Source organism: Spirosoma lacussanchae (assembly GCF_005870035.1).
In the GTDB taxonomy this organism is placed as follows: domain Bacteria; phylum Bacteroidota; class Bacteroidia; order Cytophagales; family Spirosomataceae; genus Spirosoma; species Spirosoma lacussanchae.
Window position 1 is genome coordinate 383,613 of record NZ_SWJG01000002.1, and the last position, 21,607, is coordinate 405,219.

18 protein-coding genes are annotated in these 21,607 nt (G+C 57.8%); 9 read left to right on the plus strand and 9 right to left on the minus strand.

All coding sequences use genetic code 11. The annotated features are described in order from the left end of the window. Positions 1 to 42: 42 nt before the first annotated feature. The 4 genes from FBR45_RS11990 to FBR45_RS12005 all read right to left on the minus strand — a co-directional run bounded on the left by FBR45_RS11990 (position 43) and on the right by FBR45_RS12005 (position 4,491). Positions 43 to 843 (minus strand): 5'-methylthioadenosine/adenosylhomocysteine nucleosidase, encoded by an 801-nt coding sequence (locus tag FBR45_RS11990; RefSeq protein WP_138502587.1) that lies wholly within the window; start codon positions 841 to 843, stop codon positions 43 to 45. Between the two features lie 72 nt (positions 844 to 915). Continuing rightward, complete coding sequence (locus FBR45_RS11995; protein WP_138502589.1) at positions 916 to 2,223, minus strand: NCS2 family permease; 1,308 nt, start codon at positions 2,221 to 2,223, stop codon at positions 916 to 918. Between the two features lie 66 nt (positions 2,224 to 2,289). Further along, positions 2,290 to 3,021, minus strand: coding sequence for a glucosamine-6-phosphate deaminase (locus FBR45_RS12000; RefSeq protein WP_138502592.1), 732 nt, complete (start codon positions 3,019 to 3,021; stop codon positions 2,290 to 2,292). Between the two features lie 81 nt (positions 3,022 to 3,102). After that, positions 3,103 to 4,491 (minus strand): alkaline phosphatase D family protein, encoded by a 1,389-nt coding sequence (locus tag FBR45_RS12005; protein ID WP_138502594.1) that lies wholly within the window; start codon positions 4,489 to 4,491, stop codon positions 3,103 to 3,105. Between the two features lie 40 nt (positions 4,492 to 4,531). Here FBR45_RS12005 and lysA point away from each other — a divergent pair, with 40 nt between their 5' ends. Together lysA and FBR45_RS12015 are read left to right on the plus strand one after the other, a co-directional pair. Further along, on the plus strand, positions 4,532 to 5,800 hold the full coding sequence (gene lysA / locus FBR45_RS12010; protein WP_138502596.1) for a diaminopimelate decarboxylase: 1,269 nt from the start codon (positions 4,532 to 4,534) through the stop codon (positions 5,798 to 5,800). 54 nt (positions 5,801 to 5,854) lie between these two features. After that, the gene (locus FBR45_RS12015) at positions 5,855 to 6,568 is read left to right on the plus strand and encodes a YebC/PmpR family DNA-binding transcriptional regulator (RefSeq protein ID WP_138502598.1); all 714 of its coding nucleotides are present in this window, start codon (positions 5,855 to 5,857) and stop codon (positions 6,566 to 6,568) included. Between the two features lie 83 nt (positions 6,569 to 6,651). Here FBR45_RS12015 and FBR45_RS12020 read toward each other — a convergent pair whose 3' ends face one another. The 3 genes from FBR45_RS12020 to FBR45_RS12030 all read right to left on the minus strand — a co-directional run bounded on the left by FBR45_RS12020 (position 6,652) and on the right by FBR45_RS12030 (position 12,273). After that, the gene (locus tag FBR45_RS12020) at positions 6,652 to 9,543 is read right to left on the minus strand and encodes a T9SS type B sorting domain-containing protein (protein WP_138502600.1); all 2,892 of its coding nucleotides are present in this window, start codon (positions 9,541 to 9,543) and stop codon (positions 6,652 to 6,654) included. 145 nt (positions 9,544 to 9,688) lie between these two features. Continuing rightward, positions 9,689 to 10,669, minus strand: a complete 981-nt coding sequence (locus FBR45_RS12025) for a glycosyltransferase family 2 protein (protein ID WP_138502602.1) — start codon at positions 10,667 to 10,669, stop codon at positions 9,689 to 9,691. A 116-nt stretch (positions 10,670 to 10,785) separates the two neighbouring features. After that, the gene (locus FBR45_RS12030; protein WP_138502604.1) at positions 10,786 to 12,273 is read right to left on the minus strand and encodes a circularly permuted type 2 ATP-grasp protein; all 1,488 of its coding nucleotides are present in this window, start codon (positions 12,271 to 12,273) and stop codon (positions 10,786 to 10,788) included. 198 nt (positions 12,274 to 12,471) lie between these two features. Between FBR45_RS12030 and FBR45_RS12035 the strand changes: the two genes are divergently transcribed. Next, positions 12,472 to 13,083, plus strand: a complete 612-nt coding sequence (locus tag FBR45_RS12035) for an outer membrane beta-barrel protein (protein WP_138502606.1) — start codon at positions 12,472 to 12,474, stop codon at positions 13,081 to 13,083. Between the two features lie 73 nt (positions 13,084 to 13,156). Here FBR45_RS12035 and FBR45_RS12040 read toward each other — a convergent pair whose 3' ends face one another. Next, positions 13,157 to 14,137 (minus strand): aldo/keto reductase, encoded by a 981-nt coding sequence (locus FBR45_RS12040; RefSeq protein WP_138502609.1) that lies wholly within the window; start codon positions 14,135 to 14,137, stop codon positions 13,157 to 13,159. Positions 14,138 to 14,511: 374 nt separating this feature from the next. Continuing rightward, the gene (locus FBR45_RS12045; RefSeq protein WP_138502611.1) at positions 14,512 to 15,588 is read right to left on the minus strand and encodes an Ldh family oxidoreductase; all 1,077 of its coding nucleotides are present in this window, start codon (positions 15,586 to 15,588) and stop codon (positions 14,512 to 14,514) included. A 147-nt stretch (positions 15,589 to 15,735) separates the two neighbouring features. Between FBR45_RS12045 and FBR45_RS12050 the strand changes: the two genes are divergently transcribed. The 6 genes from FBR45_RS12050 (at position 15,736) to FBR45_RS12075 (ending at position 21,604) form a co-directional block, all read left to right on the plus strand. After that, the gene (locus FBR45_RS12050) at positions 15,736 to 15,978 is read left to right on the plus strand and encodes a hypothetical protein (RefSeq protein WP_138502613.1); all 243 of its coding nucleotides are present in this window, start codon (positions 15,736 to 15,738) and stop codon (positions 15,976 to 15,978) included. 179 nt (positions 15,979 to 16,157) lie between these two features. Continuing rightward, on the plus strand, positions 16,158 to 16,718 hold the full coding sequence (locus FBR45_RS12055; protein WP_138502615.1) for a hypothetical protein: 561 nt from the start codon (positions 16,158 to 16,160) through the stop codon (positions 16,716 to 16,718). Between the two features lie 85 nt (positions 16,719 to 16,803). Beyond that, positions 16,804 to 17,955, plus strand: coding sequence for a sialidase family protein (locus tag FBR45_RS12060; RefSeq protein WP_138502617.1), 1,152 nt, complete (start codon positions 16,804 to 16,806; stop codon positions 17,953 to 17,955). 54 nt (positions 17,956 to 18,009) lie between these two features. Beyond that, positions 18,010 to 19,047, plus strand: a complete 1,038-nt coding sequence (locus tag FBR45_RS12065) for a glycoside hydrolase family 43 protein (protein ID WP_138503098.1) — start codon at positions 18,010 to 18,012, stop codon at positions 19,045 to 19,047. Positions 19,048 to 19,123: 76 nt separating this feature from the next. Beyond that, complete coding sequence (locus FBR45_RS12070; protein WP_138502620.1) at positions 19,124 to 20,338, plus strand: aldose epimerase family protein; 1,215 nt, start codon at positions 19,124 to 19,126, stop codon at positions 20,336 to 20,338. A 117-nt stretch (positions 20,339 to 20,455) separates the two neighbouring features. Continuing rightward, positions 20,456 to 21,604, plus strand: coding sequence for a cellulase family glycosylhydrolase (locus FBR45_RS12075; RefSeq protein ID WP_138502622.1), 1,149 nt, complete (start codon positions 20,456 to 20,458; stop codon positions 21,602 to 21,604). Positions 21,605 to 21,607: the final 3 nt, after the last annotated feature.

Consider the following 21,607-nt stretch of genomic DNA (forward strand, 5'->3'; position numbering starts at 1 on the left):
TGTTTTAGCAAGATTCGGCGTTCCGGACCGCACCCAGGCCGTTTACAGACCTTCTACGATGGCCAGCACCAGCTTGGCCGAGTTGCGGGCGGCCGTCTGGTAAAACGACAGCATGTCGTTCCGGGCGTTGTCGTCGGCGCGATCGCTCAGGCTGCGGATCACCAGGTGGGGCACCTGCATCTGGTAGCATACCTGCGCCACGGCGGCTCCTTCCATCTCCGTAGCGTCGGCATTGAACGCCTGACGGAGCTGCGTTACCTTCTCGGCCGATGAAATGAATTGATCGCCGGTGACAACAATCCCGGTGATAACCGTTGGCGGGCGCGTCGTCAGCGGAATCGGCTCGAACGCCACCGACCGGGCCGTGGTTTGGGCGCGGCTGAGCATGACCGAATCGGCCAGGAAAAAAGCCGGGTTCACCTTGCCCGACAGCGAATAGGTCTGCCTGGTTGGTTTCCGGTCCATCGTGATCGACTGGTAATCGTGGTGAGCCGTTTGCCGGGCAATCACAATGTCGCCGGGTTGCAGGTCGGGGTTGGTACCGCCGGCAATACCGGTGAACAGAACCCGCTCCGGTCGGAAGTGGTTCAGCATCAGGGTCGTGGTCATGGCTGCGTTGACTTTGCCAATGCCGGTTTCGGCCACAACCACCTGCTGTTTGCCAATACGGCCGGTGGTGAACGATACGCCGTCGACAAGGACCGTTTTTGGGTTTTTCAGCGATTGTTTGACTAGGGCCACTTCAGCGCCGAAAGCGCCTAGCAAGCCCGTAACGGGTCTGGTTTTATACTGTTGAGAAAAGGCGATGTGGGAGATGAAGAGTAGACCAATCAGGTATTTCATGAGTGTATTGATACAGGTATGTATAAGCCGGCGTACCTGCCTGAGCGCTTGTTCGGTACGTCAAAAGTACGATCAATGGCCCGAAAACAGCGCCAGTACGCAGAAGACGTCTACGATCCACAGACCCAGTGGTACGTCGCGTCGTTTGCCCACGGCTACTTTAATGACTGTCCAGGCCAGAAACCCCCAGATCAGTCCCTGCGTAATCGAGTAACTGAACGGAATCAGAACGAGGGCCAGAAAAGCCGGTAGCGCATCGTCGAGCTGGCCCCAGTTGATCCGGGTGATGGGCTTCATCATGAACGCGCCCACTAGTACCAGCGCGGGGGCCGTAGCAATGGCTGGAATGACCGACAGCAGGGGCGACAGGAACAGGAATGGCAGAAAACAGCAGCCCGCCACAATGGCCGTTAGCCCTGTGCGGCCGCCCTGCGCGATACCCACCGCCGACTCGATATAGGCTGTACCGGGGCTGGTACCGAGCAGGCCCGCCAGGGTTGTAGAGACCGCATCGGTGAGCAGCGACCGGTTCAGGTTTCGGGGTTGTCCGTTTTCGTCCTGTATGCCGCCCGCTTCCGCCACGCCCACAAAGGTGCTAAGGCTATCGAACAGGTCGGTGAACGCAAAGGCAAAGATAACGGGCCACAACGCCCAGCTAAACGACCCGGCCAGATCGAGCTTACCGAGCAGGGAGAAGTCGGGAGCGGCTATCAGGCCCTGAAAATTAACGAGTGTTCGCTGCCCGAAGTTGATGGCCGATGCATCGCCCCAGTACCGGCCGATGGGCCAGGCTGCCAGGGTCGTTAGCACAATGCCGATGATGATGGCCCCCGGTACGTCGCGCACCACCAGAACGGCGGTCAGCAGCAAGCCGAATACGAACGTCAGCACAATAGGGTCCGACAGGCTGGCGATGCCCACCAGCGTGGCCGGATTCGCAATGATGAAGCGGGCGTTTTCGAAGCCGATCAGTGTAATGAACAGCCCGATACCGGCCGATACGGCATAGCGGATCGGTAACGGAATAATGCGAACAATGGCGGACCGAACGTTGAGCAGGGAGAGCAGCAGGAACAGGATACCCGCCCAGAAGACCGCACCCAGGGCCACCTCGGGCCGGATGCCCATACCTTTCACGGCTGTAAACGTGAAGAACGCGTTCAGCCCCATACCCGGCGCTACCACAATCGGATTGCGGGCGTAGAGCCCCATCATCAGACTACAGAAGAACGACAGCAGTACCGTTGCCGTCAGCACCCCGCTGAACGGTAAACCCGCCTGGCTTAAGATAGACGGGTTTACAATAATGATGTACATCGTAGCCAGAAAGGTAGAAACCCCGGCCAGTATTTCGGTGCGGTAGGAAGGCGTGCGAGACACAGCAAACGATTTATGGTGAACCCCGAACGGTTGTGAAACCAGTCGGGGTTGTGGTCAAACAGGCAATTACACGTCCTGAACCAGCTGGCCGGCGGCTTCGTCGACCCAGACGTGGGCGTTCGCGTGGGTCTGAATAAGGCTGGCGGGTAGCTGCTCGGTAACGGGGCCGGTGAGGGCATCGCGCAGTACGGGTGCTTTTTTCTCGCCACTAACCAGCAGGATAACCTCTTTTGCGCCGGTCAGGTGCCGCAGGCCCAGCGTAATGCCCTGCGTCAGTACGGTTTCTTTTTCGAAGTATTTCTGGCCCACCGTAATGGTACTCTCCGCGAGCTGGCTCACGTGGCAGCCATTCGTGAAGGGCGTGCCGGGTTCGTTCAGGGCAATATGGCCGTTCATACCCATGCCAACCAGCAAGAGGTCCAGCCCGCCCCGCTGATCGATCAGTTCGTCTGTCAGGCGGCACTCCGCTGCCAGATCGTCCGACTTGGCATCGAACACCCAAATCTGGTCGGGCCGCAGGGCGAGGGGTTCGAACAAATCCCGGAAGATGTAGTAGGAGCAGCTGCCCACGTCGTCGGGGGCAAAGCCAACCCACTCGTCGAGGCCGATGAACATGCAGCGGCTAACGTCGGTTTTGCCGGCTCTGACCAGTTCTACAAACCGGCGATAGGTTTCGATGGGTGTGTCTCCGGAGGCTACGCAGATCAGCGCGTCGGGTTTTTGGTTGATCAGGGCCGCCATGTATTCGGCTGTGTGCTGAGAGAGCAGGTCGTGGGTTGGTAAGGTTTGTAGGGTCATTCGATGGATTATTTCAACTGAGATTTATGGTAGTCGGGGAGCCAGAAGTCTCCGCGTTCTGAACAAAAGGGAAAACCGGCTTTATTTTAACTCAGCGGCACGCAGGTCTCTGGTCCAGCGCTGAATGCCTTTCTGGTCGTAGACTTTAATGTTGAGTACGCGATCGTTGAGCGGACCGCTAACGCTCAGCAGGCCGAAGTTACGGTCGGTGACGAGGGTTCCGTCAATAACGGTCGATTGTTTAAGTTCTTCGGGGCGCGGTTTGGCCGGGCCCGACGTCAGGGGCGAAACGGTCAGATCGTAGAGCGGATAGGTGCCGGACCGGTCGAGTTTCTGAAGAATAGTATGATGCCGGTCGCCGGTGATGAACAGCACGCCCGGAATTCGGGCTTCGGTAATGGCGGTGAACAGCCGCTCGCGTTCGGTGCCGTAAACGGCGTAGTTTTCGAAAATAGCCGAGGGGTTTACGATCTGCCCGCCTGTAATGATGAACTTGAACGTTGCCTTGCTGAAGCGCAGGGCATCGATAAGCCAGCGCATCTGTTTCTCGCCGAAATACGTTTTTTCGGGCCCGTCGGGCATGGCGTCGGGTGCCCGGAAGGTGCGGTCGTCGAGCAGGAAAAACTGGCAGTCGTTCCAGGTGAAGGTGCCGGTACAGCCTTCGTCGAAGATATAATTTGGATTGCTCCAGAATAGCTTGAACGCTTCGAGGGTAACGGGTTTGAGCCAGTAGGCCCGGTCCGAGTCGTCGGGGCCGTAATCGTGATCGTCCCAGATGGCGTAGTTATGGGTGCTGGCCAGCAGCGGCTGCATCTGGGGGAGCGAGCGCGTGTGTGTGTAGCGACGCAGTACGCCCGTCCGGCTGTTCCAGTCTACCTCGCGGGTGTAGGTATTGTCGCCGGTCCAGAGCATAAAGTCGGGCTTTTGGGCGTTGAGGGCCGTAAAGATTTCGTAACCGTTACCGTAGGGTGTACCGGGCCGGTCAACGGCTGTCTCGTTGACGTAGGTGCAGCTTCCGACGCCGAACCGGAAGGCCGGTGGGTCCGTCCGCCACTGCCATAGGTTTTGGGTTTGGAACGTTGTCGGGTAGGGCAGGCTCACCTTCTGGCCCCCGATCAGTAGTTCGTACGCGTACTTTTTTCCGGGTTCCACCTGGTTGGCGAGCAGGTGGGCTGTAAAAGCCGTTTTCTCGTGGGTTTGTACCTCGCTGGTCAGGTAAGCCGGACTGGGTTTGCCAGCTTCATGGTAGCGTATCTGCACCCGGGCCGGTTTGTTGGTCTGTACCCAGAGGGCTACTTCCCGGCTGTCGGAGTAGCCAACCATGGGGCCCGACTGCAGGAGGGTAGTCGGGGCGGCCCGCCGGGGGCTGCCGGTCTTGCTCGTTCGGGAGGTGACGGCGACCTGGGCGGTTGCCAGCAGGGCACTCTGGAGCAGAATGACGAGCAGGAGCCTACAGTGAATTTTGTACATGGGGGAAAGATCAAGTAATTTTGCGGTTCGTTTTCCGATTATGCAACTGTCAGACTACCGCTATCAAATTCAGGGTGTTGATGTACTGGACATCGCCGACGAGTTCGGCCTGCCGCTATACGTCTACGACGCCAACAAAATTATCGAAAAAATCGGCTCGCTCCGGTCGGCGTTTCAGGGGGTCAACCTGAAGATTAAGTACGCTGCCAAAGCCCTGACCAATCTGAGCATCCTCAAGCTGATGCAGAAGCAGGGCATCGACATTGAGGTCGTGTCGGTTAACGAAGCGCGGCTGGCCTTGCTGGCGGGCTTTGAGCCCGGTCAGATCATGTACACCCCCAGCGGTAACGCCTGGCCCGAAATTCAGAAGGCACTGGAAATGGGCCTGCAGCTGAATGCTGACAGTCTGCCGCTGCTCGAGCAGATCGGGCAGACGTACGGCAGCCGGTATCCGGTGGCGCTGCGGATCAATCCCAGCATTGCCGAAGGCGGAACGTTCAAGATCCAGACCGGCCACGAAAACTCGAAATTCGGTATTCCCAACCAGTACCGCGACCAGATTCTGGCCCTGGTAGAGCAGTATCAGATTCCGGTCGTCGGGCTGCACATCCATACCGGTTCGGATTTCAAGGACAGCAATACGTTCCTGAAAATTGCCGACGTGCTGTTCGATATGGCGGGCGACTATCCGAACCTGCAGTTCATCGACTTCGGCAGTGGCTTTAAAGTGGCCTACCGCGAAGGTGATTACTACACCAACCTGAACGATCTGGGCGCCAAGGTATCGGCCGCTTTCCGATCATTCTGCGACCGGTATGGTCGTGAGGTGGAGCTGTGTTTTGAGCCCGGCAAACTGCTGGTCAGCGAAAGCGGCCATCTGCTGGTCGGGGTCAACGTCGTCAAAGAAAACCCCACCCGCACCTTTGTGCAGGTAAACTCCGGCCTGAACCACCTGATTCGGCCCATGATGTACGAAGCCTACCACCATATCCTGAACGTCTCGAACCCAGCCGGCGCCGAGCGGCTCTACGACGTAGTGGGCTACATCTGCGAAACCGACACCTTCGCGCTGGATCGGCAGCTGCCCGAAGTGCGGCCCGGCGATGTGCTGTCGCTCGAGAACGCAGGGGCTTACGGATTTAGCATGGCCTCCAATTATAACCTGCGCGAACGGCCCGCCGAAGTCATGGTGTACGACGGCAAGCCGCATCTGGTTCGTCAGCGCGAAACCTTTGAGGATATGGTTCGGGGGCAGGTCGATATATTCAGCGACGAGCTGGTAGCCGTAAGCGACGATCAGGTCGTGTAAGTCCGTCATACCAGCAGTAACTCATCACTAATCACTCATCATTTTTTCAACAAAATGGGACGCGCGTTTGAATACCGGAAAGCCCGGAAAATGAAGCGGTGGGGGCAGATGGCCAAGACCTTCACCCGAATTGGTAAAGACATTGTGATCGCCGTAAAAAGCGGGGGGGCCGACCCGGACACCAACGGGCGCCTGCGGGCCATTATCCAGAACGCCAAGGCCGCCAACATGCCCAAGGAGAATGTGGAGCGGGCCATCAAAAAAGCGACATCGAAGGATCAGGAAGATTACAAAGAAATCGTATATGAAGCCTATGCGCCCCACGGCGTAGCGCTGGTCATCGAAACCGCCACCGACAACCACAACCGGACGGTGGCCAATATCCGCAGCTACCTCAACAAGCTGGGTGGTAGCCTCGGTACGCAGGGAATGCTCGATTTTATGTTCGATCGTAAATCGGTATTCCGCATCCCGGCCGACGGGGTCGATATGGACGAACTCGAACTCGACATTATCGATTACGGTGGCGACGAACTCGAACTCGACGAAGACACCAACCAGATTGTTATTTACGGCGAATTCACGGCCTTTGGCGCTATCCAGAAATACCTGGAAGAAAAAGGGTTCGAGATCAAAGGCGCCGAGTTTGAACGCATCGCCAACGACTATAAAGAACTCTCCGACGAGGAAGCCGCCGACGTAGAGAAGCTGATCGAACGTATCGAAGAAGATGACGACGTTCAGACCGTGTACCACAACATGAAGTAATCAGTCGAATACAGCGAAGGGGGCTGATGCGTTATAACAAACGCATCAGCCCCCTTCGCTTTTCTATATGGGGTCGGTTGGAGTCAGGCCCCCCCGCCCCGGATGATCTGCACCCAGCCCTTGATCACCGACGGGGCCGCGTTGCGCTCCAACACCGCATAGTACACCGTCGCCTGGTAGTAGTACAGACCGCTGGGCAGCTCCTGACCATCGCTGGTCCGACCGTCCCAGTTCACCGTCGGCCCGCTGCTCTCGAAGACCTTTGCCCCCCACCGGTTGTAGACCACCAGTTCCACCCGCTCCACGAACCGCTCGCAGCGCATCGGCCGGAAGGTGTCGTTTTTGCCATCCCCGTTGGGGGTGAACACGTTGGGCAGGGCAAAGTAGGGGCAGGCCTGGTTGCAGACCAGGTTGGAGGGGCGGCTCTCGAGGCCCCGCTGGCTGACGGCCGTCACGTAGTAGCAGCCCGCCACCGTCGTCAGGCTGCTGTGGCTGAAGCTGGTAGTAGGGGCCGGCACGCTGGTCAGCAGGCCCAGCGTGTCGGGCTGGTAGCGGGCGTAGTAGATGCGGTAGGACGCGATGTTGGGGTCGCAGGTGGGTCCCTGGGTGGGTGTCCAGGCCAGCTGGTTGGTGAAGCTGGTCTGGTTGCAGAAGCTCTCGGGGCTCAGGCTGGCGCAGTCCAGGCTGTCGAGCCGCAGGCTGGGGGGGCAGGGTCGGGTGGTGTCGGCGGGGGTGGCGCAGCTGATCTGGCTGTAGTTGATCAGCAGGCCCAGACTGGCCAGGCGGGCGTCGGCGTAGCGGCCCCGGGTCATCACCCGGTAGCAGTAGCTGGAGTCGGCCGAGAGGGTCCGGCTGGTGTTGCCATCGGCGGTGAGCCGGTCAGTGCCGTCATCGACGTAGGTGAACGAGTCGGGCCCCTGAACGCTGACCTCGGCGATCTGGTTGAAGGGGCCGTTGGGTCCCGACCGGCTGCGGAAGATCAGGTGAGTCTGGCTGGTGTTGGCCCAGGGGGTGTTGGCCTGCCAGCTGAGGCTGACCTGTCGGTTGGCGGGCCGGGTGGTGAGCCGCACGCTGGAGGCTGCTTCGGTGACGTCGAGCCGGGTGAGCTGTCCGGTGGCGCTGGTGTAGAAGAACTCGACGCGGTATCGGTAGGGGTTGGCCTGGGTGTTGAGGGGGGCGCTGGTTGTCCCCCGGTCGACAAAGACGGTGTCGGGGTTGGGCAGCAGGCTGGTGTTGATGGTGGCGATGGTGGCGAAGTCCTGTCCATCGAGTCCGGTGGCGCGCTGGAGCCGGTACTGGTAGGGTCCTGGCAGGTCGCCGGGGTTGAGTCCGATGGGTCGGCTCCATCGGACGGTGATCTGCCCGTTGGATTCTCGGGTGGAGTCGACGGTGACCTGGGTCATGACGGGGGCCAGCAGGGGCAGCTCGAGGCAGGCTTGGTTGGAGGCTATACTCTGACCGCCATTGATGAACTCGCCATTGCGGTCGGGGTACTCGGCTACCAGCCGGTACGAGTAGCTGACACCCCGGCGCAGGGCGCTGGTGTCGACATACGACGTAGCCGTGATGGGTACCCGGATAATTTCGCGATAGCCGGTGCTGGCTGCCAGCCCGGTGCTACAGGGCGGAATCTGAATATTTTCGCAACCCTCTTTGCGATATATGATCAGCTGTGTACCCGGAGGACCACAGGTATAGGGGTCCCAGTTGAGCTGAATGGCTCGTCCGGTAGCGGTGGCGGTGGGTCGGGCGGTGAGGTTTTTGACCGATGGCCCTACGATCTGAATCCGCAGGGTCTGAAACGACACCAGCGAGTTGGTGCCTCGGGGCGGCACGTCGTTGACCTTGAAGGTGACGTCATAGGGCGCTTCCCGAATCTGGTTGCAGTTGGTTTGCCAGCGGAAGTTGACCGTGGCGGGTTGTGCCAGGGCCGTGTTGGCCGGAATGAGCTGGGCATACTGCGGAGCGATGAGTTCGCCGGGAGCCAGCGGACGACCGTCCTGGCCCACGTTGAAAACACCCCCAAAGGCGGTGATGATGACCCGCTGGCCATCGGGGTCGGTGGCCGTCACGGGCTGGTTGATCAGCGTGCCTGCTTCTACGCAAAGGTCGGGCAGGGGGTTGATGCGGGGGCGCCGGTTGGGATTGTCGACCACGATGATCTGCATGTCGCGGGTGGTCTCGCCGATGAGCACGCCGTTGCGCCACTCTTCAACGATGAAAGCGAAGTTGAACTGGCCTTCTTCGCCGGGGGCGTCCCAGCAGAGCTCGCCCGTGCGGGCGTCGATCTGGAAGGTGGGGGTGCCACCCGTCTCGGAGGTGCGGCTGAAACGGGTCGGGTCCTGGTAGGCCGGGATAAACCGACCGCGGCAACCGGCATCCTGCAGCCCTTCCTGCGGTACGCTCAGCCGATAGGCCAGGCTGTCGCCGTCGGCATCGAAGGCGGCCGGGTTGTGGCAGAAGCGCTGACCCACCCGGGCCGAATCGAGGGGTGGGTTGAGCATGATCGGCGTCGAGTTGAGACCCAGGTTGGGGGTAATCAGAATAGTGCTCGACACGAAAAAGCGAATCTGATCCGACTGGCTGGCGGGGGGTAGGTTTTTGGTATCCCGGTTCCGGTTGGGTACCGTTACGGAGATGGTATAGGGGTTAGCCGCCGGGTAGGTGTGAACGACCCGATAGGTGTTGATCGATGAGGTTCGGTTATTGATAAAGACGCGGGGCAGGCGCTGAACTTCCTGAAAGGTGCCATCGCCGAAGCAGATAGTATACCGTTCTCCCTGGGCAGCGGCCCCGGCTCCGGCTGGTGTTTCGTCGTAGTAGGCCGTGAAGGTAATTTCGTAGGTGAGTGTGGTCTGCGAAATCCGCCTGGTAGTGATTTCCCCAGCCCGCACGTGCGTAGCCTGGCTAACGGTGGGCCAGAGGACGGCGCCCAAAAAAAGGGCAAACAGCCCAATCGAGTATAAGAAGCGCATAGAATTATTCCATTTCACTTACAACGAATTCTTCAGCCGAAAGTGTAAATATTCGGCTGAAATTACTGCTTTTCTACGGGCAAAGAATGAAGGCTGCGCGGAGACGGTATACGAACGGGTATATCCCCGATTTCAACTTCATCCGTTAAACTTTATAAAACCCCGGCTTGTTAAGCAGCGTTGACCAAAAGAACCGTAAGAAAACGCCGACCTGCCGCGCAAACGCCCGTTGATTACCGAGGTCGGCGAGCAGGGGTCGGCGCTGGCGTAGGTTGATCGCAATTTTGCCCAGAAAGATGATAGGAATCAGAGTTATATAGTGCAGAATCAGCACGAGATACGCGCCCGGGCCGTACTGTTTCCGAACCCACAGGAGCTGCGATACCTGCACCTGCGGTTTGAACCGGTTAATATGGGTGACCACGTGCTGCTGGTGATCGGTACTGCTGCCGTACTCCAGATGAACGAACGCTGAGTCCGGTAACAGCAGCAGGCGGCCCTGTTTGCCCAGCCGGTAGCCCCACTCCACATCTTCACCATACATGAAAAAGGATTCGTCGAGCCCGCCCGCCCGGGCAATCGTGTTGGGCCGGGTCATCAGGAAAGCCCCCGAAATCCATTCTACCTGGGCCGGGTCACTGAACGAGGGGTCGGGCAGTCGTCGCTTCAGCCAGCTTTCGGCCGCCTGAGTCGGGGGAATAATGTAAAAAGCCCGGCGCATCTGCCCGAAGGTGGTGTACAGGTTGGGTCGAAGCTGCCGGTCGCGGCCGAGCTGGTGAGCGCCAACAGCTGCCACGTCGGGTTGTTGGTCAAGCACCCGGACGCAGCGTTCCAGCAGGTTGTCGATCAGCAGGGTGTCCGAGTTCAGGAGCAGCACGGTACGGCCTGTGGCCTGACGAATACCGAGGTTGTTGGCCCGGGCAAAGCCAGCATTGTAGCCCATATCATACCAGCGCACCTGCGGAAAAACGGCCTGTACCTGCGCCTGACTATCATCGCCCGACTGGTTATCGACCACAATGACCTCGAACGTAATGCCACTAGTATGGCGATACACCGACTGCAAACAATCTATGATGAGCCGGGGAGTTTTATAATTGACAATGATGATCGATAAATCAGGCAAGACAAGAGACGTTATGAGTGACGAGCGATACCCGTATAAACGAACGAACGGGATCGCCGGGGCAAAAGTACGATCATTCGGTACTCACGCATCGCTGTTCACTCATAACGTGTGGCCTAATAGAGGACCCAGGTATCTTTGCCGCCCCCGCCCTGAGAGGAGTTAACCACGAGCGACCCCTTCCGAAGTGCCACGCGGGTAAGCCCCCCGGGAATCACGTTGACGCCGTCGCCGTAAAGGATATACGGGCGCAGGTCGACGTGACGACCTTCGGCATGATCGCCCACCAGACAGGGAACCCGGGACAGAGAAATGGTTGGCTGGGCAATGTAGTTACGCGGGTTTTCTCTGATTTTCTGGCGAAACAGCTCGTGGTCTTCTTTGGTGGCCTTGGGGCCGATCAGCATGCCGTAGCCACCTGCTTCGTTCGCTTCTTTGACAACAAGCTGTTCGATATTGTCCAGCACATACTGGCAGTCTTCTTCTTCGCGACAGATGTAGGTCCGTACATTGGGGATGATAGGTTCCTCGCCGAGGTAGTACTGAATGATGCGGGGTACGTAGGCGTAGATCACCTTGTCGTCGGCCACGCCGGTACCGGGCGCGTTGGCCAGCGCAATGCGGCCTTTTTTGTACACCTCGAAAATACCCGGTATGCCAATCATCGAGTCGGGATTAAACGCTTTGGGGTCGAGGAACGTATCATCGATCCGGCGGTAGATGACGTCAACGATCTGGAATCCTTTGGTAGTCCGCATTTTCACGTACCCGCCCGATACGACCAGGTCGCGCGCTTCGACCAGTTCAACGCCCATCTGCTGAGCCAGGTATGAATGCTCGAAATAGGCCGAGTTATATATACCCGGTGTTAGTACAACCACCGTCGGATTGGGGCGGTCGGCAATGTACTGCAGCATCTGGAGGAGCCGCATCGGATAATCGGATACGGGCCGAACGCCCGTCTGGGCCAGCACTTCGGGAAAAGTCTGCTTGGTCAGCTCGCGGTTTTCGAGCATGTATGACACCCCCGACGGACAGCGGAGGTTGTCTTCCAGTACCATCATCTGCCCGTCTTCGCCCCGGATCAGGTCGGTGCCGGTTATATGACACCAGATGCCTTTAGGTGGCTTTACGCCCAGGCAGGGTGGCAGAAACGACTTGCTCGATTCGATCAGATCGCGCGGTACAACCCCGTCGTTCAGGATGCGCTGTTCGTTATAGACATCATCCAGAAACAGGTTGAGGGCTTTAATTCGCTGGATGAGCCCCGCTTCGAGCCGATCCCACTCGGCCGATTCGATCACGCGCGGGATAATGTCGATGGGCATGATCCGTTCGGTGCCTTCGCCTTCTGAATAGACGTTGAAGGTAATGCCCATGCTCATCAGCGCCCGTTCGGCGGCATGCTGACGACCAATGATGTCTTCGCGCGATAGTTGTTCAACGCGTTGTTGAAACGGTAGGTAACCAGCCCGCACCAGCTCGTCGCGTTCAAACATTTCGTCAAAGAAATTCTCGGTCTGGTAATCCGAAAACGAGAAGTTGGCTGATGTCTGCCCCTGCGATTGGGTCATGCCATTGAGCGTCTGCGATTGTTCCTGCATGGCGGGTTTTTGATTAGTAAAGCAACAATATATGGCAAACCGTTCGCATCGCCAAACGAACTCTAAGTCGTGCTGGTTTTGTGCAAATTTTTACTGCTCATAGTACAGACTATCTGAATATATTAAATAATGTTAATTCGATAGATCAAGCAAATTTTGCCTGTATTCTTGTGCCCATCATCAGTCAATCTCTAGTGTATGAAAAACGTAGTCTGTTCATTAATGCTGCTGGTACTGGGTGTATCAGCGGCTACGGCCCAAACGGAAAAAGGACGCTGGACTGTTGGCGCCCAGGTTGGGAACATCTCCTATTCGCCCGGCGAGAAACCGTACCGGATAACTAATTTTTCCATGTCGGTGTCGCCATCGGCCGGGTACTTCGTCGCTAACAATCTGGTTATAGGCCTCTCTGTACCGGTTAACTACCAGCATTACCAGACGCGGTTTGCGACAGTCGGTAATACTGAGTATAGTATAACAAATACGCAGCTCGGTCTGGCTCCTTTTGTGCGCTATTACGTTGGCTCAGCCAGGCTTCGTCCGTTCATTGATGCTACGATTGGCTATACACAGCAATGGTACCGGACCCGTAATGTCAACGGAGTTAGTGAAAACCGGTACAAACAGGGTTCGTTTGCCTACGGCGGATCGATAGGCGCGGCCTATTTCATCAACAATACCGTCAGCCTCGACGCATCGCTTGGCTACCGCAAAAACAACGTAGTCAATACCAGCCTGGTCTCGACCGGTTATCGGGAACCGGGCACGATCGGACTCAATGTGGGCTTCCGGATTTTCCTGGGGCGCTGATCCGCAGGGGTTCCGGTACAGGTTTTCTGCCGGACCTATACCGGAACTCTCGCGGGTTATGCTGATGAGCTGTTTACCAGAGATAATGAACGGGGTTTTTGATTCGTTCGTCGTAGATTCTGCTGACGGCGGCCAGTTGTTCCGGCGACGGGGCCGGCCGATCGGCTGCCTGCACATTGGCGATCAGGTGCTCCGGTTTCGACGCGCCGGGAATGACGCAGCTAACGGCATCGAAGGTGAGAATCCAGCGCAGGGCGTCGACGGCGAGTCCATTTGGGAATACGGTCTTCAGCTCGTCGACCGCGGCCAGGCCGGTCTCGTAATCTACCCCCGAGAACGTTTCCCCTTTGTCGAACGCGTCGCCCTGCCGGTTGAAGGTGCGGTGATCGTCCTGGGAGAAGGTGGTATTTTGGTCAAACTTGCCCGTCAGCAGGCCACTCGCCAGCGGTACCCGAACGATAACGCCTATGTTACGCCGTTTGGCTTCGGTGAAAAACAGTTCAGCGGGCCGTTGCCGGAACATGTTGAAGATGATCTGGACGGTCGTGACGTTGGGGTACTCGATGGCTTTCAGCGCTTCTTCTACTTTCTCGACGCTGACGCCCAGGTTCTGAATTTTACCTTCTTCTTTTAGCCGATCAAACACCTCAAACAACTCCGGCCGGTAATAAACATCGGTTGGCGGGCAGTGGAGTTGGATCAGGTCGAGGGTTTCCAGGCCCATATTACGCAGGCTATCGTCGACAAACTTCCGCAGGGCAGCGGGCTGGTACGCTTCGTTGATGTGGGGTTGTAGCCGACGTCCGCACTTGGTGGCCACGTAGATCCGCTCCGACCGCGACCGTACAAGTCGGCCAACGGCTTTTTCGCTTTCGCCATCGCCGTAAACATCGGCCGTATCGATAAGATTAATACCGGCATCGGCGGCCGCGTTCAGGATTCGATCGGCATTCTCGTGGCTGAACGGGTCGCCCCATTTGCCACCGACCTGCCAGGTGCCTAAACTGATTTCAGAAATAGAAAATCCGGTTTTTCCCAGGGTTCGGAACTGCATAGGAAATGAGTTGATGGTTGATACAATCTAAAGTGTCTCCGGTATTGATGCCGGAAATTTTTATAATGTTCCCCGGCAGTAATGCCAGGGCCAATCATGGTTTGTCATGGTCGAGGTCCGTCGCTATTGTGTCCATGACTAGCTCCGGCATTTATGCCGGGGTGGTCATGTGTTGGTTTTCATAGCGCCGGCATGAATGCCGGCGCTATTGATGGTTCGTCGTGGTCGGGGGCCGTCGCTGTTCTGTTCATGACTAGCGCCGGCATTTATGCCGGGGTTATTAATTCAGTGTTCCCCGGCATGAATGCCGGGGCAAATCATGGTTCGTCGTGGTCGGGGGCCGTCGCTGTTCTGTTCATGACTAGCGCCGGCATTTATGCCGGAGAAAAAAATACACCAAACCGGTCGCCCAACTCCGTCAGGCTCTGGATGACCGGGTCGAGCAGGGGGATGCCGTTCGAGAGCCGCTCGGCTTCCATCTCGCGCTCGGGATCGCCGGGGATCAATACCCGCTTGCCTTCTACCGCCTGGGCCTGACGGAATCGCTGAATCCAGGTGTCCATGTGGGTTTTGAACTCACTGGCTGGCCGGAACGCATCGATACGCATGGCCCCGAAGAAGTGGCCTGTACCGTCGCCGACGCCTTCATTGGCCTGCATGAACCCCGCCGTTGCAAACGGAGGAACCCATGGTCCGTAGTTGGCGCCCGACAGCACACCTGAAAAAATATCGACAACGGCGCCCAGCCCGTATCCTTTGTGGCTACCGTGTTCGCGGTCGGTGCCGAGGGGCAGCAGGGCGCCACCGTTCCGAATGGCATTGGCGTCAGCAGTGGGCTGGCCGCTGGCATCCTGCGCCCAGCCCAGCGGAATATCCTGGCCTTTGCGCTGCAGAATTTCGAGCTTCCCGTAGGCTACGGCCGTACTGGCAAAATCGGCCAGAAAGGTTGGCTCGGTAGCGGCTGGTATGGCCACCGCGATGGGGTTGGTCCCCAGCATTTTTTCGAGCGAGAACGTAGGCGCCACGAGCGGAGCCGCGTGGGTCATAGCCTGTCCGATCATGTCATGGTCGGCGGCCAGCAGGGCATGGTAACCCGCTATGCCGAAATGATTGGAATTACGAACCGCTACCCAGCCCGTTCCGGCCGTGCGGGCTTTGTCGATGGCAACCTGCATAGCCCACGGCCCTACTACCAGCCCCAGGCCTCGGTCGCCGTCGACAACGGCCGTCGACGGCGTTTCGTGAACGATCCGAATGTGCGGTTGTGGATTGAGCCGGCCGACGTCGTAGAGCCGTACGTAACCCGGCAGGCGAGCTACGCCGTGCGAATCTACCCCGCGCAGGTCAGCCGAGACGAGCACGTCAGCGGCCAGGCGGGCATCGGCCTCTGAGCAGCCGATGGCTATAAATATCTGTTCGGTAAACTTACGAAGTTGGTTGGCAGTAATCATGGGCGCAAAAGTAGCCAAAAGGGCCGGGCGTACCAGCCTGCATACCGTTAAGTAGGTGTCCGGAACAATCGGCACCGATTCCCGTTCTAACCCATTAAGTCCGGAATAGCCCGGATGAAACGTCTATTACAACTCAAGTTTAAACGTATGAAGATCAAATCATTTGCTACTGCACTTGCTCTTGCCGTTGTCTGCGCCACCACGCAGATGAGCTGCGATTCGAAGAAAGAAAACAAAGCCGAAGAGGTGCAGGACGCTAAAGAAGACGTCATCGAAGCACAGCAGGAAGGCGACACCGCCGAAGTGCGCGACGAGCAGGCTGAGCTGGATTCGGCCCGGAAAGATTATCGGGAAGCCGTTCGGGACTCGATAAAAGACAAAAATAATTAAGGCATCTGCGTCCTTGTAAAACCGGTCTCTGGCCGGTTTTTTTATGCCTGTTCCGGTATCAGTATGGTGCCGCGGGTTTCTTAAAAAATAAAAAATAGCTGACTTTGCCTGGCCCTTTTGCGTTATTGCAGACAGGACAACCTGTTTACTGTATGACGTGGCGCTCTGCTCGATTGCTGATGTTTTGGGTTTTTGGCTTAGTCGCCCTCACCGACTCCGTTGCTCAACCCCGCGATACCCTGACTACCGAACAGCTACTCGAACGGCGTGGCGGGGCCTTTGCGGCCCGGCTTCGACCGTCGCGGTACCTGGCGTTGGACGTGAACCCGACGCTGGGCGGTTTCCGGCGATACCGGTTCTTTGAGGGCGACGAGATTCGGTTCAGAGCGCGGGGTCAGAAATTCAGGGAAACGCTCTACGAGGTAACGGACAGTACGTTTGTGGTGCTGATGGCCAACGAGGTCATGAACCGCGACGAACCGGTGGCGTTTCGGCTCGGTGAGGTGCAGAAAATATACGTTGACCGACGCATACCGTTTATCACCGCGGCTGGTCGGCTGCTGCCTATTGCGGGGGGTGTTTACCTGCTGTCGAGCGTGGTCAATAACAACTTTCGGGCCCAGTCGGTGCTACCCGTTGCGGGGGGCATGGCGGTGGCGGGGGTTATTTTTAACCGCCTGAGTTCCCCCCGCCTGCGGATCAATAATAACCACCGGCTCAAGGTGTTACGCACGTACTGATGCCTCGCCGGGTCGATTATTGCCGAGTCAGAGGGTTAAAACAAGCCATTTGGTTCTTTAACCTACAGACCCTTATTCCAGATTCATGAACGCTTTTAGAGGTGGCAACTGGCTGCTGCTGGCTGTGTCGCTGGTGTTGGGTGGCCTGGTAGAGCCCGCGCCCCCCGATGAGCCGAAGCCAGTCACAGAACGGCGGGCCTACTACCCACGGGTGATTCGGCTTCAGCACAAACCCAACCGACCCGGACAGTTGCTGGCCTCATTCGATACCGATGGGAACGGCGCCATGCTCTTCACGAGTGCCGACGAAGGGCGTTCGTGGAAACCCCTGGCCGATCTCCGCGATACGACGGATACCAACCATTGCTGCAGCGGCCTGTGGGAGGTGCCGCAGAAACTCGGTACGGTAGCCCCCGGTACGCTTTTCTGGGCGCCGTCTATGGGGTGTTCCCGCGACCCGCGCTGCCGCTCGTCGATCAATATTCACCGCAGCATCGACGGGGGTAAAACCTGGCGTTTTCACTCGACGCTGGCTACCGGAAAGGTCGGCCTGTGGGAGCCCGAGTTTACCGTCGACGCCAACGGGAATCTGGTAGCCTATTACTCGACCGAAGAACACCGCGCCGAGGGGTTTAATCAGCTCCTGGCCCATAAAGTCTCGACCGACGGGGGCCGAACCTGGGGTCCTGAAGTCCGCGACGTCGCCATACCGGATCAGCCCGGCAAACCGATGCGCCCCGGCATGGCCATTGTCCGAAAACTGGCGGCCGGGTATGCCTGGCCCGCTCGTTACGTCATGGTTTATGAAATCTGCGGCATGGGCTGCGACGTGTTCATCCGGTTTTCGCGCGACGGGCTGAATTGGGGTAACCCGGCCCAGCCCGGCACCCGCATCGAATCGCTGGAAGGGCATCACCTGGCGCATGCGCCCTCCTTTACCACCCTGCCCGACGGGCGTTTACTCGTGGTTGGCCAGTTGCTGCTCGATGCGGCCAATAAGCCAGCCCCCGCCAACGGAACGGTGCTGATGGTGAGCAACCCGGCGGGGGCTGGCCCCTGGACCGAAACGCCCGCGCCGGTTCCCGTGCCGAAGGCCTATGATAATCCGTGCCCCAACTATTCATCGCAGCTTCTTCTGTCGGCCGATAAAAAGCGGCTGATCGAGGTGGCGCTGCGGTACAATGGGGATGTATGTACAGCGTATTCTTATTCTATTCCTTTCTCCCTGAACCGATAAACTATGATTAGTCTAATCACCGCATCCGTTCGTACGTGGTGGCTGCTGTCGGCTATGCTGCTGGCCGGTCTGTGTAGCGCTCATGCGCAGCGTACGTTCACCAATCCGATCAAACCGTCGGGCCCCGATCCTTGGGTACTGCAAAAAGACGGCTGGTATTATTACATGAACACCACCGGCGCAAACCTGACCCTCTGGCGTACCCGCAACATAGCCGACCTGGCAACGGCCGAAAAAAAAGTTATCTATACCCCTCCGCCGGGCCAGCCGTACTCAAAAGAGCTTTGGGCCCCCGAAATCCACGCGCTCAAAAATGACCGGGGGCAGGAACGCTGGTACGTTTATTTCTCGGCCGACTCGGCCAATAACCTGAGCCATCGGGTCTGGGTCATCGAGAATGACTCCCCGGACCCGTTCGCGGGCGAGTGGGTGATGAAAGGCAAGATCGGCGATCCGGGCGACCATTGGGAAATCGATATGTCGGTGGTGGAGTTTAAGGGCCAGCTGTATGCGGCCTGGTCGGGTTGGGAGGGGCCTACTAACGGTCAGCAGGACATATACATCGCCAAACTCAAAAACCCCTGGACACTCGACGGCGACCGGGTCCGGATTTCGCAGCCCGAACTGCCCTGGGAGCGCCATGGCGATGTACCGCAGGCCTGGCAGAAAAATGGGGAAGTACCCAAAATCTACGTCAACGAAGGACCGGAGTTTCTGCAGCACGACGGTAAACTGTTTCTGGTCTACTCAGCCAACGCCTGCTGGCTCGACTATTGCCTGGGGCTGCTGACCTACACTGGCCAGGGCGATCTGCTCGACCCCAAAAGCTGGCAGAAGAGCCCACAGCCGGTGTTTGTTCAGGCGCCCGAAAATGGCGTCTGGGCACCGGGACACGGTGGTTTTTTTCAGACCGCAGGCCGTAATGGAGAGCCCGTTCAGCACTGGATGATTTATCACGCCAATCCGTCGGCTACGGATGGCTGCGGTAACAAACGCGCCCCCCACATTCAGCCGTTTACCTGGAATGCCGACGGCTCGCCCAATTTTGGGAAGCCAATGCCTAAGATACCTATGCCTGTTCCGGGAGAATAAGACCCGCTGCTGCTTTTAACCCCACAGGGGCGTCATGCCCCTGAAATATCTTACCCATATTTTACGCCTATAACCTATGAGAACCCTCATTCTTCCGGCGCTGGTGGCCGCCCTGCTGGTGCAGGCCAGTTGCCAGTCGTCGACAAAAACCAAAGAAGCCGATACGGAACTGGCCAATACCCCCGCAGCCGGATCGCCCGATGCCGATACGGCGTCTTCTTCGGCGGCTGTTGTCTACAAACTACCCGATGCCAAGGCCTTTGCGGGGGAGAAAGACGGCAAAGCAATTCAGCTCTATACGCTGAAAAACAAAACCATGCAGGTGGCCATCACCAATTACGGAGCCCGGCTGGTTGGGCTACTGGTTCCCGACAAAGCGGGCAAGCTGGTAGACGTGGCGCCCGGGTTCGCGTCGGCGAAGGACTATCAGAGCGAGGGCGGGGCATTCTTCGGCCCCATTGTTGGCCGGTTTGGTAACCGCATCGGCAAAGGTACGTTTACCCTCGATGGCAAAACGTATAAGACGGAGCTGAACAACAACGGCAACACCCTCCACGGCGGCCCGAGCGGCTTCCACAACCAGGTCTGGACGGCCAGCCAGTCGGGCGATACCAGCCTGAAGCTGACGTACGTATCGAAAGACGGGGAAGGCGGTTTTCCGGGTACCGTTACGACCAGCGTAGTCTACACCCTGACCGACAACGGCCTGCGTATCGACTACACCGCAACGACCGATAAAGCCACGCCCTATAACCCGACGAGCCACGGCTTTTTCAACCTCAACGGCGAGGGCAGTGGCACCATCAACAACCACGTGCTGATGATCGATGCAGACCGCTATTCAGTGGTCGATAAAGGCCTGATTCCGCAGGGAGAGCCCGCTCCGGTGGCGGGTACGCCATTTGACTTCCGGAAGCCAACGGCCATCGGGGCGCGGGTGAACGAGAAAAATGAGCAGCTGACGTTCGGTAGCGGCTACGACCATAACTTCGTGCTGAACAAAAAAGGAAGCACCGGCCTGACAAAAGGGGTGGAGATCACCGGTGATCAATCGGGCATCAAAATGGAAGTGCTGACTACCGAGCCGGCCGTTCAGTTTTACGGCGGTAACTTCTTCCAAGGAAGCGATATCGGTAAATACGGTAAACCTATCAACTACCGCGATGCCTTTGCTCTCGAAGCCCAGCACTACCCGGACTCGCCCAACCACCCAACGTATCCGAATACCATTCTGCGCCCCGGCCAGACCTACAAACAAACGACCGAATACCGTTTTTCGGTGGCAAACTAGAAGTACCGTCCCTACGATCAGGTGGCGACGGTAAAATTTATCCGATAGCAAAGGCCCAATTGCAGCCTCGTCTGTCTTTTACAGATGATGTGATCTTTTAACCCGGTAAACTAATTCATGCGACAAGTATCAGTCCTCTTATTACTATTCATATCGGTTCTGGCGTACGGGCAGGAAACGAGCGCGCCCGGTCGGTGGTCGGCGGCCAAAGCCAATGCCTGGTACGCCAAAGAACCGTTTCTGGTGGGTGCCAATTACGTGCCTGCCAATGCGATCAACGAACTGGAGATGTTTCAGGCCGAAACCTTTGACCCGGCTACCATCGATAAAGAGCTGGCTATGGCCGAAGGGATCGGAATGAACACCATGCGGGTCTTCCTGCATGATCTGCTCTGGCAGCAGGATGCCGAAGGCTTCAAAAAACGGCTCGATCAGTTTCTGGGTATCTGCGCCAAACACAAGATCCGGCCCATGCTGGTGCTGTTCGATTCGTGCTGGGACCCGTATCCGAAGCTCGGCAAACAGCGCGAGCCGGTGCCGGGTATTCACAATTCGGGCTGGGTACAAAGCCCCGGTGCCGATGCGCTGACCGATGTGTCGCAGCATCCGCGGCTCGAAGCCTACGTGAAAGGCATAGTGGGCGCGTTCAAAAATGATAAGCGGATTCTGGCCTGGGATACCTGGAACGAGCCCGACAACGCCAACGACAATAACTACGGCCGGAACGAGAAGAAGATCGAACTCGAGAACAGCCGCAAAATCGGGATCATTACCCGACTGCTGCCCCAGGTATTTCAGTGGTGCCGGGCGGCCGGGGCTACGCAGCCGCTCACATCGGGGCCCTGGATTTTATGGGATGGACACGACTGGAGCAACCCGGCCAAATGGACGCCGATGGAAAAGGTACAGTTCGAGAACTCGGACATCATCACCTTTCACCAGTACTCGACGGCCGATGCCCTGACGAAACTACTCCCGGTTCTGCAGAAAATGGGTCGTCCCGTTATCTGTACCGAGTATATGGCGCGGGGTGTCGATAGTAAGTTTCAAACCCATCTGCCCATTGCGAAACAGGCCAAAGTGGGGATGATCAACTGGGGTTTCGTAGCGGGTAAAACCCAGACCTTTTTGCCCTGGGACAGCTGGCAGAAACCGTACGTAAACGGTCGCGAACCATCCGTGTGGTTCCATGAAGTATACAAACAGGACGGTACCCCCTACGACCCGGCCGAAACCGAGGCCATCCGACAGGCTACCAGAAAGTAACGA